This is a genomic window from Phytohabitans sp. LJ34 (assembly GCF_052068095.1).
GTDB lineage: Bacteria > Actinomycetota > Actinomycetes > Mycobacteriales > Micromonosporaceae > Phytohabitans.
In genome coordinates this window covers 148000-159380 of sequence record NZ_JBQHDG010000024.1, presented here as the reverse complement: position 1 = coordinate 159380, position 11381 = coordinate 148000, and the positions used below count along the sequence as shown (strand labels likewise).

Genomic DNA, 11381 nt, shown 5'->3' with positions numbered 1-11381 from the left:
GAGGCACCGATGAGCGTTCCCGCCCGTATCCTGCGACCGGACCCGCTCCCGGCCCGACCCGGCCCGGTCACCGGCGGCCGGCCGCCGTGGTGGCGCCGCAGCGGCGCGCCGCTGCTCCTGCTGCTTTCCGGGCCGACCGTCCTGCTGCTCGCCGCGCTCGACGCGCCGGCCCGCGCGGTGCCGGTGATCCTCTACGTCCTCGCCGTCCCGGGGATCGCCGTGGTGCGGCTGATCGGCGTGGCCGACCGGCTGATGGAGACCATGCTCGGCGTCGGCCTCAGCCTCGCGCTGGGCATGCTGGTCACCCAGATCATGGTGTACACGGGCGTCTGGTCACCGATGGCCGCCCTCGCGATCCTTGTGGCGATCGCGACCGCCTGCCTCGCACCCGCGCTGCGGAGAGGTGCGCCGTGAGCCCCGCGCTGCCGCCCACGCTGACCGAGTTCCTAGGCCGCGGCGACGCGGCGTCGTCCGTCTCGGTCGGCCTCGTGGTGCTGGGCGTCCTGCTCGCCGTGCTCGTCGCCCGCGTGCTGATCCAGTCCGCCGACCCGTTTCCGCGGCGCGACGTGCTGCACCTGCTGACCGTGGTGGCCGCGCCGCTGCTGGTGGTCTTCGCCGCGATCGTCCTGGAGCGCTTCCGTGACCTCTCCTAGCCTGGCACCGGCTCACCCGCCGGACGGCGCGGCGCCGGCGCCGGCACTTCCCGTGCCACTTCTCGGCGGCTACCTGGGCGGCCTCGTCGTCGCCGAGCTGCTGCTGACCGTGGACGTGCCATCCGGCGCGGCCGCGTTCGGAGCGCTGGCGCTCGCCGCGTGCCTCGGCCCGCTGCTGCCGCTCGACCGCCCCGGCGCGATGCTGCTGCCGGTGCTCGCCGCGCTTCCGGCAGTGCGACTGTCCATGATGGCCATCCCGGCCGCCGACCTCAGCCCGGTCGGTCGGAGCGCGGCACTCGCGGTGCCCGCCCTCGTCGCCGTAGGCGTGGTCGCCGGCGTGCGCCCGAGGTGCTGGCGCCTCCTACGCCGCGGCCCGGGCGGCTGGCGCCAGCAGGCGGCCGTGGCACTCGTGGCGCTCCCGCTAGCACCCTTCGCGGCCTGGCTCGCGCCACCACTGCCGGCCGGCGGCCTCGCCGCGGTCGCCGTGCTGGCGCTGACCGTGGTGCCCGAGGAACTGCTGTACCGCGGCCTGCTGGTCCCAGCACTGGCCGGCGTCGTGGGAAAGCGCGCGGTGCCGATCGCGGCCGCGGTCTACGCCGCCACGTTCCTGGGCTACGGCTCACCGCCGTCGGTCGCCTGCGCGTTCGCGGTGGGCCTGCTGCTCGGCTGGCTCCGCCAACACACCGGCTCCGCCGCCGGCGTGGTAGGCGCACGCGTGCTGCTCGTGCTCCTGACGGGGTGGCTGCTCGCTGCCTAGAAGACCTATTTCGAGAGGGCTACCGCGATGTGCGCCGTGGCCCATGCCGTCGCTCCCGCGGCCTCACCCGTCCGCCGCTGGTCACCGCCACCTCGCCGCCTCCGGCGAGAGGTGACGTAGTAGCCGTCGCACGCCCGGGGGTCGACCGCGGCGCACGCGGGCCTTTGACTGGCGCGCGTCGCGCGCTCTGGTCGTCGCGGTGCGCTCAGCTCGTCGCGGTGCGCCCGACTCGCCGCGGGAGCTGTGTTTCTTGGCCAACGTGGACGTCGAACGTGGGCACCGATCCAGGAATGGAAGACGGCGTCGGGTAAGTCGCCCCTTCGACGGGATGCCGATAACGGAGCGTAAACAGGTCGGCGAGGGGCTTTGAGATCTAGGAGACTTAGGGTTGAAATGGCGCCCTAACTCTCCTAGGTCTGGAATGTTGCGCTGTTCATGCTGCCGTCGCGGTTACTCGCGGCGACGACGCCTTAGCTGCGGCCTCCCGCAGTGGCCGAAACGGGCATTGTGGTTACGCGTGCTTACGATTTGTCTTCGCCCGGACTGATCCTTAGTGAAGCCACACTGAGCGCGCGTATTCGAACTCTTGGCATGTCGGAAACCGCACGGTCTGGCCAGGCAAATTGCGCATGATCGATCGCTGTCCGGGGCAGAAATTTCGCTACGGGTGCGGGATAATTGGTGGATGCGGCAGCTTCAGCTGTTCACCTCGGCGGCGCTTGCCAAAATGCGTGACCGGACCGCGTCGCGTAACTATTCTCCCGCGGCTGAGGAGTTTCGTGGCGCGCATGAGCGTCATCGTGCCTGGGGGCTGGCCCAGCGTCACGGCGAGCGCCGGCGCCGCCTGCGCGACAGCTCTTGTGCGACTCGAGCGGTGAGCCCGCGTGAGAGCCGCCCACGAGAGACGGCGCGACTCGTGCCCTCGGCGCCCGTGTCTGGCGTGGTCGAGCAGCGGCAACGCCCGGTGTCGGGCACTGACGCCTCGACCAGCCGAGAGTCCACGCGCCGGGGCGGGACGGACGGCGGCGTTCCGGCATCCGCACGCCAAGGTCTGCCCGCCCAGGCCGCCCAGGCCGGGCTGGTCGATGCTCGCGACCGTGCCGCGCCGCCTCGAAGGCCGGTATCTACCCCGGACGGACCCGCGCCGGCCAGGTCGCCGCTTCGCTCACCACAGCGAAAAGCCTTTGCCCACCGAGCGGGGCCGCGGTCCGGCATTGCGATTGCCGGTGCGTCGAGATCCGCGTTCCGTCATCCGGAGATTTCGCCCAAGCGGCCCGATCGCGGGATTGTGGAAACATTCCTGTCGCGCGGAGCGCCGACCGCGAGACGAATGCGAAGTCCGCCGATTCGCCGTGGCCGTGAGCCGCGTCGCCGAGCCGCTGAGAGCGAGCGGGGATGGACCGAACGCGGCCCGGAGTGGAGGTCGGGGGTTTGGCTCGCTTTGTGAGCCGCCGGCCTCCACTCCCGGCCGCGGGAAGGTACCCAGGAAATCCGCAGGTGTCGCGGACCGAAGGTGCCTCAGGCTGGTGCGGGTAGGCCGACCGTGTATTCGTGGGCGGCGGTGGTGGGAGCGGTGGCGGTGAAGCGTACGACGCCGGCCTCGTCCGCCGTCACCGTCGTCAGGGTCGTGCCGTCGCGGCGGACCGTGTAGCGGACGCGGGCGTGTAGGCCGGACACGGTGAACGCGATCGACGTGCCGGCGGTCTGGGCGGTGATGCGGACGGTGGTCGGGCCGGTGGGGGTGACCGCGGCGGTGCCGGACGACGGCTTGACGGTGAACGGGTGCGGGGTTATCGACGCGGCTGTCGTCAGGTGTAGGCGGGTGCCGGACGGGGTGGCCGTGGTGGCGGGGCCGCCGGTGAAGACGCGGCCGCTGGCGCTTGTCAGGTTGGCGGTGCTCGCCGCGTCGAGGGTCAGCCGGAGCGAGGCTTTGGGCTCGGCGACCGTCAGCGACGAGCCGACCAGCTCGATCTGCTGGCGGGCGGGCATCCGCACGCCCTGGAGGACGGTGCCGGCGGAGTTCACGAAGACCAGTGGGGCGCCGCTGGCGGTGCTGCCGGCGATCCGGTTGCCGTCCGCGTCGGTGAACTTGACCAGGTTGGCGCCGGCGCCCTCGATGGTGTTGGTGTCGAAGACGTTGCCGGTCGGGCGGCCGCTGCTCGTGCTGTAGGTCGGCAGGTCCGTGCCCTTGAAGAGGAAGATGCCGTACTTCGTGCTGGTCCGGATCACGTTGCGGCTGATCGTGTTGCGGGCGGAGCCGACCGAGAGCCGGACGCCGACCATGTTGTCGTCGAGCTGGTTGTTGGTGACCGTGTTGCCGGCGCTGTCGAAGATGGCGATGCCGGCGCCGTGCGGGTGGTTCCACACCCGGTTGCCGGAGATCACCGTGTTGGTGACGCCGCGGTGGATCATGATGCCGTGTACCTGGCCGGCCACGTCGGAGTCGCCGGTGGGTCCGGCCCAGGGCCGGCGGCCGTTGTCGTGGCTGGCGTTGTCGACGATCCGCAGCCGGTCGCAGCGCTGCGAGCAGATCACGCCGTGGTTGCCGTTGTGGGCGAAGGTGTTCTTCTCGATGACGAGGTTGGACGAGGCGTCGTGCGGGTCCAGGCCGTACGACACGTTGTGCTCGTACCGGTTGCCGCGAAACGCCATGTCCCGCGCGCCCCACGTGTACGTGCCCATGTAGTTGTGGTGGAAGCGGCTGCCGATCTGCGACCCGGTCACCTTCACCCGGGCGCAGAGCGCCGGCGCGGTGCGCGCGCAGGGCCGCGACTTGTAGGTGACGCCATAGCTCTCGGCGCCGTAGTAGCCGAGGTGCGACACCTCACTGTCCACGATGTCCAGTCGGGACTCCAGCGGGGTGCGGCCGTCGGCGGCCAGTGTGGACAGTACCCGGATGAACGCGCGGCCGCGGGCGCCGCCGGCCGGGACGGCCGGGTTGGTGTCGGGGCCGCCGGCGAGGTCGTCCCACGAGGTCACGCTCGTGGAGCGCATGTCGACGGTGCCGTGGTTGGCCATGATCTGGCTGACCTCGGTCGCGGCGCCGCTGGGCCGGCTGCGCAGGCGGAGCGTTTTCACCTCGCCGCCGTGCAGGCGCAGCGTGCTCCCGTTTTGCAGTACGAGGTCGGCGTCGAGCTGCCACACCCGCCGCGCCGCGTCCACCTGGACGAGCGGTGCGGTCGGGCAGGCCTGCTTGATGGAGGCGAGGGTGAAGGCCTGCCGGGCCACGAGGTAGATCGTGTTGGTGGACGCGGCGTACCGCACCGGTGCGGTGCAGGCGGCCGCGGATGCCGGCGTGGGCAGGCCGATCGGAGTGAGTGCGACGGCGGCGGTGGTCAGGACGGTGACGGTACAAGCGCTACGGCGAATCACAACAAGCGGTTCCTCGGTTAGGCGGTGTTGGTCACGTGGTCGGGTGCGGAGACGGTGCGTTCCTCGCGGCGTTCGCGGAGCCGGCGCAGCACCTCGAGGGTGATGGCGGCCGCGACGACGAGCAGGCCGAGCAGGGCGATCCAGCGCACCGGCATCGCGGGCAGCTCGGTGGTGCCGCGCAGCCGTACGGGGCCGCGGGCACCGGTGGGCGCTTCGACGCTGGTGTCCTCGAGCACCACGGCGGACAGGTCGTGGGCCCGTACACCCACGCTCTCCCCGCCCAGCCGGCCGCCGGTGAACGTCACGCTCGCGCCCGGCCCGGCGTAGAGCGCCTCGTCCTTGGCGGACACGCTGCTGAGCCGCACGGTGGCGACGCCCTTGAGGTGCATGCCGAGCGCCGCGCCGTCGACCGTACTGTCCACGATGGACATGCCGTCGGCGGCGGAGCGGATGCCCTGCCCACCACTCTGGGCGATCCGCAGGTGTTCGATGGTCACGGCGTGCGAACCGGTGTTGGCCTGCACTCCGGTGCGGGAGTTGGCCACCCGCAGACCGTGGACAACGGCGGTGGTGGCGTCGCCGCCGATCCGCACGCCGGTCAGGGCGCCGGTCACGGCGGTGTCGACGACGCTCGTGCGTTCGCCGTCGGTGGACACGGCGATCGCGCCGCCGTGAAACGCGCCGGACTCGACCCGGGCGTCCGGCACGCCCGGTGGCACGCGCAGCCCCACCGCGCCGGCCGCCGACTCGACGGTCAGCCGGCGGATCCGCACGCCACCGGCGGCGACCATCACGCCGACCCGCTGGGCGGCCCGCACGGTGCCGCCGTCGACGGTGCTGCCCGCCGACTGCCGCTTCACCAGGATCCCGGTGCGGTCGCCGGTGGCGTCGACGCCGGCGAGCACGCACCGCGGGCAGCGGTCCAGGACCACCCCGGACCGCCGGTTGTGCGCGGTGCGCAGCGGGCCGACGGACACGCCGCCGAGCCGGGAGAGCTCGACGCCGGTGCCGTTGGCCTCGCTGGCGACCCGGACCAGCGCCGGGGCGCGCAACGGCCCACGCAGCACCAGCCCGGTGCCGGGGTTGTCGCCGGCCGTCACGTCGGTGAAGGCCACCCGGCCGGCCTGGTTGACCAGCACGCCCGCCTCGGTGTTGCCGGTCGCCCGTACCCGGGTGAGGTTGACCCGGGCGGCGCGGTAGACGTCGATGCCCCGGCTGCTGGCGCGAAACGTGCTGTCGACCGCGTGCAGCACACCGCCCGCGCCGACCGTCACGCCGTGGTTGCGGGTGGACGCCGAGCCAAGCCCCTCGAAGGTGCTCGACACGATCGAGACGGTGGACCGGTTGAGGTAGCGCAGGTAGGGCCGGTGCGGCGACTCCGGCGCCGGGCGGCCGCCGGGTGCGGGCGCCGACGTGACGGTGACGCCGCGGAAGTACACCCGGGCGTGCGTGCCGGCCAGGAACGCCGCCGAGTCGACGAGGCGCAGCGTGCGCACCGGGGCCCGCACGTAGAGCTCGGTGCCGGGGCGCTGGGAGATGCCGGCGCGCAGGACGACCTCTCCCTGCCGGGACAGACTGGCCCAGGCCGGATCCCGGACCGTCCGCACCAGCGTGGCGATGGTGACCGCCCGGCGGGGCAGCGGCACGGTCCGGTGTACGACGCCGTCCTGTACGAGCTGGGCGTGGCCCGGGCGCAGGACGATGACCCGGCCGCGGTCGGCGGCGGCCGTGGCCGGCGCGGGTGGGAGCAGCGCCGCGGCGGCCCCCACCGCGGCCGCCACGAGCAGCGCGGGTCTCACGCGCCCTCCAGGGCGGGCTCGCCGGTGCGGACCACCGCACCGTCCACGACGGCCACCTGGCGGGTCAGCCACCGCTGCCTGCGGATCGTGGCCAGCGCGATGATCCGGATGACCGCCATGCCGAACGACAGCAGCACGAACGGCGGGATCAGGAAGAACGACGAGGGCCGGCGGCGCAGGTGCGGCAGCATCTTGACCGCCCGGCTGAACCACCACCAGCCCGCGAGGAGCCCGACGAAGAACCAGTCGTGGCGGATCACCGCGAGCGCCATGAACACCGGCGAGGCGAGCAGCGTGAAGCAGCCGATCGCCTTGTCCAGCATCGTGTACGCCAGGAACGGGTAGCGCCACGCCCACCGGTCGATGAACAGCGCCCGGATGTCCGACCGCCAGGTGTTGCGCGACCAGCGCAGCCGCTGCCGGAAGAAGGTCCGCGGGTTGCCGGGAAACGTGGACCAGACCCGTGCGGTGCGCTGGAGGACGGTGCGGTGGCCGCGCTTGAGGATCTGCGAGGTCAGGCACTTGTCGTCGCCGGACATGCACGGCACGCCGAGAAACTGCTCCGCCATGAAGTCGCCGGAGACCTCCAGCAGCAGGTCGCGGCGGTAGACGGCGGTCCGGCCGGACAGGCAGGAGATCGCCTGGCCCATGACGGTCTGCGCGGCGTTCTCGTCGAAGTAGCGGTAGTCGAGGTACATGTCGTTGACCCGCTGGAGGAAGCCGACCGGGTTGTAGACGTTCTGCCGGGTGCTCACACCGCCCACGCCCGCGTCGGCGAACGGCATCCGCACCCGCGCCGCGACGTCGTCGGCCCAGATCGTGTCCGAGTCGACGAGCGCGACGAGTGGCGTCGAGGCCGCCTCCCAGCCGCGCCGGAGGGCGTCCCGCTTGCCGGGCACGTCGGTGACCACGACCCGCACGGGGTAGCGGTCGGCGACCTCGCGGCACGTGTGGTCGCTCTCGTCGATCACGAGGATCACCTCGGCGACGTCGTTGCGCAGCCAGGACTCGATCGCGTACGCGAGGATCCGCGGGTCCTCCTGGTAGACCGGCACGACCACGGTCAGTGGCTCGCTGTGGTCGTTGGTCACCGGCCGGTAGAAGGCGGCCGGCACGCGGCGGACCAGCCAGCCGACCCAGCGCACCAGGCCGATGGTCGCGATCGGCAGGTAGTACAGCCAGTCGCTGAGAAACCGTACGTCAGAGCGCATCCGGGCCGCCTCAGCGCGCCACGCTGGAGTCGGACTCGGCCTGGAGTGTGGCCAGCTCGCGCTCGACAAGGTCGGCCATCTGCTCGTTCACGTCGACGACCGCGCTCAGCAGGGGCATGTCGATCTCGTGCTGGGCCGCGAAGCCGAGGAACCCGTTGGTGTCCTTGGGCAGGCACACGCCGCCGTACGGGGCGCCGCCGCGGATGCCGTACTCCGGGTTGTACGAGGCTTCCGCCGAACGGGCGACGGTCGTGGCCACCTCGTCGTGGTCGACGCCGATCGCCTGGCAGACCCGCCACATCTCGTTCCAGAAACTGATCTTCGCGGCATTGAAGATGTTGTGCGCGCATTTGATCATTTCGGCGGTGGTGGGCTGGTCGAACACCCGCAGTTCCCCGCCGAACGGGGCGAGCAGTGCCGACAGCCGCTCACGCACCCGCTTGCTCCGCGCGCCGATGACCGTCATCCACGGCCAGCGGAAGTCCTCCACCGCCGAGGCGGCGCGCAGGAACTCCGGGTTGCTGGCCAGGCAGAAGCCGGTGCCCTCGACCTTGCCGGACGCCTGCTCGAGCAGCGGCCGGACGAGGTCCTCGGTGGTGCGCGGCGGCACGGTGGAGCGCACCACGACGGTGTGTACCGCGTCGGCCTGTGCCAGCGCCGCCCCCACGTCGCGGACGCCGCGCTCGAATACGGACAGGTCGTACCGCCGGCCGTGGTGCGGCGTCGGCAGCGTCAGGAAGACGAACGACTCCGGTTCGTCGCGCAGGTCGAGCCCGATGCGGGCGTCGAGGCCCTCGGCGCGCAGCGCCTCCACCCGTTCGGGCAGGACGTCGATCAGCGTGACCTTGTGCCCGCGCTCCGCGAAACCATGGCCGGTCGCCTTACCGACGACGCCCGCGCCAACAACGAAGACCCGTTCCATGACAATCGCCCCCCGTGGAATAAATAGGTCGAATTACCCCTATAAACCCTATGGAGCATTTGCGGTGTACGGCGATTGCCACGCCTGTTCTTTCGGATTTGATTTAGGTCACGCGGCCGGCGTGGGGCTTGCCGCGGGATCCGGCGACGCGGTCGGTGCCGTGGACGGGCTCGGTGACGCCGGCCCGGTGGCGCCGAGCACGAGCCGGCCCGGCCCGGTGAGCCGGAAGCTCGTCATCTCGCCGTCGCTCTCGCCGGCCACCGCGACACCCTCGAAGGTGGCCGCGGCGTGCTGGCCGGCGACGCTGAGCACGTACTCCTGACCGGACCGCGCCGCGACGTCCACCACCGGATGCTCGGCGGTGAGGTCGGCGGTGAGCGAGAGCCGCTCGCTCACGGTCGCGTAGACCCGACCGCCGTAGCCGAGCCGGGTGCCCTCGACGAGGTGCCACGCCGTCAGCGCGTCGCCCGCCTGCCGGGCCCACCCGAGGTGGCCGTCGGTGGTGAGGCCGCCGGCCGTCCGCTCGGTGCCCTCCACCTGCTTGAGGACGGTGTCGGTGTGCCCGTCGTACGCGACGGTCGCGGCCAGGGCGCCCGGCTGGCTCAGGTCGGCGAAGACCGGCGGCGCGGCCGACGCGGCACGCGGCACCGCGAGGCTCAGGAACTGCGCGTCCGCCGCCCGCTGCTGGACCCGCAGGTACGTGGTCGCCTCGGTGTCCGGCGCCTCCTTCTTGGCGCCGAAGAGGTTGCTCCAGCCGCTGCCGACCGACTCCTGGCCGCCGGCCGGGAGGGTCAGGGCGTACAGCTTGGCGCTGTCGCCGAAGACGTTGTCCGGGGTGGTCCAGACCGCGACCGGGCCCTGCTGCGCGAACGCGCCGCGGGCCCGCAGATAGCTCGTCCACTCCTGCTGCTGCGGCGAGCGCAGGCTGTCGGCGACGACCACGTAGTCGTGGGCCGGGAAGAGCACGCCGCGCCGCCACGACTTCGTACCCGGCTCGCCGGCCACCGTCTGGTCGTAGTAGGCGAGCTTCTCGCTGTAGTCGGCGGCGGCACCGGCGAGGTTGACCGTGTTGGCGAAGACGTCCCGCACGCCGGCGCCGTCCATCGTCACCACGTTGTGGCGGTCCGGCGGCGTCCACGCCGAGCGCTCCGAGAACCGCTTCGGCCCGTACCCGCTGTCGTTGAGCAGCACCGTGTTCTCGGCGTTGAGCAGCACCTGCATGACGTCGCAGTGGTCGTGGTTGTTCGACTGCGGCGCCCCGTAGAACATCACCCAGCGGGTGGCCCGGTCGCCGTACCGCCAGTCGCTGCGCATGACCGTCGTGTTGCCGCCGCGGTCGTAGAAGTCGAACCCGTCCGCGTCCGGCGCCACCTCGGCGATGTCCTGGTCGATGTGGACGATCTCGTCGGGCCACAGGTAGACCTGGTTGGAGGCGCCGGTCCAGTTGTCCGGGTAGCGGGTGGCCGCCCAGTCCTGCGCGAAGAAGCGCCACTGGAGCACGTTGCCGAGCTTGGCGGTGCCGCTCAGCTTGGTCTCCGTGGCGCGGTAGGCTCCGGCCACGACGGCGGTCCAGGCGGTCTTGACCCAGGAGTCCTCGACGTTCATCAGCCAGCCCTGCGGGCCGCTGTCGCGGACCATCCACTCGAAGACCGGCCGCATCACGCCGAACGCGTCGACGCCGGCCGCGTTGCGCGCCGCGTAAAGGAACGGCACGACCTGGAAGATCTGGTACGTCCAGTAGTACGCGTAGCCGTCGAGGTAGACGCCGTCCCGGGTGAACATGTACCGGTACACCGTGTTGACCTGGTCCACGGCGAGCCGGAGCCAGTCGCGGGCGGCCGGGTCGGCGGAGAAGCCCAGGGCCCATAGCCCGAGCGCGAGGGCCGCCTTGGAGCGGTGGTTGTGCGGGCGGGGGTTGCTGCCGTGCGGCTGCTCGCCGTTGAGCCAGTCGGCCAGCCACGCCGCCCCGCGCTTGATCGACGCGCGTGCCTCGCTCAGGTCGGCGTCGCCGGCGCCGCCGGCCAGGTAGTCGTACGCCTGCGTGTAGTTGGTCAGCTGCGCGGCGATGTAGGCGTCGTCGGCGTCGAAGTCCCGGAAGGCGGATGCCAGCGCGGACAGCGCCTGGTCGCGGTAGCCGGGGTTGCCGGTGACCGCGAACGCGAAGGCGTACGCCTTGGCCCGCCGCGAGCCGATGTCGTCGGGATGGTCACCCTCGAACTCGCCGTTCGTCACGTCGGCGAGGATCTTCTGCCAGTTGCGCGCATAGAGCCGGTGCGGGTCGGCCGCCTTGCCGGTGACCCGGTCCCGGATCGCCGGCAGGTCGGACTCGACGAAGTCCAGCCGCGGATGCCGCTCGTCGGCGGGCAGCGGTATCTCCGGCAGCGCGATGCCACGGTCCGGATAGGACGTGAGCTCGGAGTCCGAGTCGCCGCAGGTGAGCAACGACGAGTCCGCCGCGCCGGGCGGCGACGGCGTGCCGCCGACCCCGCCGTCGCCTGACGACAGCATCGCGACGCGAGGCGTGTAGTTGGCCGCGACGACCGCGCCGACCAGGAGCGCCGCTCCGATCCCGAACAGCGCCAGACTGGTCCGGCGTCGCTTCAGCAGTCCCAAGGCTCGAGTCCCATAATGTCGCCCTTATCTCAGATGCCTGGTTTGCCCAAGCTA

8 protein-coding genes are annotated in these 11381 nt (G+C 71.9%); 3 read left to right on the top strand and 5 right to left on the bottom strand.

All coding sequences use genetic code 11. The features are described from left to right. Positions 1-9: 9 nt before the first annotated feature. From ACTMTJ_RS35790 to ACTMTJ_RS35780, 3 genes are read left to right on the top strand one after another with little or no spacing between them, the layout of a single operon-like run. The gene (locus tag ACTMTJ_RS35790; protein ID WP_441223122.1) at positions 10-414 is read left to right on the top strand and encodes a hypothetical protein; all 405 of its coding nucleotides are present in this window, start codon (positions 10-12) and stop codon (positions 412-414) included. Continuing rightward, complete coding sequence (locus ACTMTJ_RS35785; protein WP_441223121.1) at positions 411-653, top strand: hypothetical protein; 243 nt, start codon at positions 411-413, stop codon at positions 651-653. Before ACTMTJ_RS35790 ends, ACTMTJ_RS35785 begins: the two co-directional genes overlap by 4 nt. Continuing rightward, on the top strand, positions 640-1410 hold the full coding sequence (locus ACTMTJ_RS35780; RefSeq protein WP_441223120.1) for a CPBP family intramembrane glutamic endopeptidase: 771 nt from the start codon (positions 640-642) through the stop codon (positions 1408-1410). The genes ACTMTJ_RS35785 and ACTMTJ_RS35780 overlap by 14 nt, the downstream gene beginning before the upstream one ends. A 1518-nt stretch (positions 1411-2928) precedes the next feature. Here the strand turns inward: ACTMTJ_RS35780 and ACTMTJ_RS35775 are convergent. The 5 genes from ACTMTJ_RS35775 to ACTMTJ_RS35755 all read right to left on the bottom strand — a co-directional run bounded on the left by ACTMTJ_RS35775 (position 2929) and on the right by ACTMTJ_RS35755 (position 11327). After that, positions 2929-4782, bottom strand: coding sequence for a right-handed parallel beta-helix repeat-containing protein (locus tag ACTMTJ_RS35775; protein WP_441223119.1), 1854 nt, complete (start codon positions 4780-4782; stop codon positions 2929-2931). 17 nt (positions 4783-4799) lie between these two features. Beyond that, entirely contained in the window at positions 4800-6581 is a 1782-nt protein-coding gene (locus ACTMTJ_RS35770; RefSeq protein WP_441223118.1) for a hypothetical protein, read from the bottom strand. Beyond that, complete coding sequence (locus ACTMTJ_RS35765; RefSeq protein WP_441223117.1) at positions 6578-7792, bottom strand: glycosyltransferase; 1215 nt, start codon at positions 7790-7792, stop codon at positions 6578-6580. The genes ACTMTJ_RS35770 and ACTMTJ_RS35765 overlap by 4 nt, the downstream gene beginning before the upstream one ends. A 10-nt stretch (positions 7793-7802) precedes the next feature. Then, positions 7803-8714 carry a 2-dehydropantoate 2-reductase N-terminal domain-containing protein gene (locus ACTMTJ_RS35760; RefSeq protein WP_441223116.1) on the bottom strand — a complete coding sequence of 304 codons (912 nt, stop codon included), beginning with the start codon at positions 8712-8714 and terminating at the stop codon, positions 7803-7805. 108 nt (positions 8715-8822) lie between these two features. Continuing rightward, the gene (locus ACTMTJ_RS35755) at positions 8823-11327 is read right to left on the bottom strand and encodes a hypothetical protein (protein ID WP_441223115.1); all 2505 of its coding nucleotides are present in this window, start codon (positions 11325-11327) and stop codon (positions 8823-8825) included. Positions 11328-11381: the final 54 nt, after the last annotated feature.

Excerpts from the sequence above, each read along its gene's own strand:
- ACTMTJ_RS35790 (WP_441223122.1), top strand. The coding sequence starts at position 10 with ATGAGCGTTCCCGCCCGTATCCTGCGACCGGACCCGCTCCCGGCCCGA.
- ACTMTJ_RS35765 (WP_441223117.1), bottom strand. The coding sequence starts at position 7,792 with ATGCGCTCTGACGTACGGTTTCTCAGCGACTGGCTGTACTACCTGCCG.
- ACTMTJ_RS35760 (WP_441223116.1), bottom strand. The coding sequence starts at position 8,714 with ATGGAACGGGTCTTCGTTGTTGGCGCGGGCGTCGTCGGTAAGGCGACC.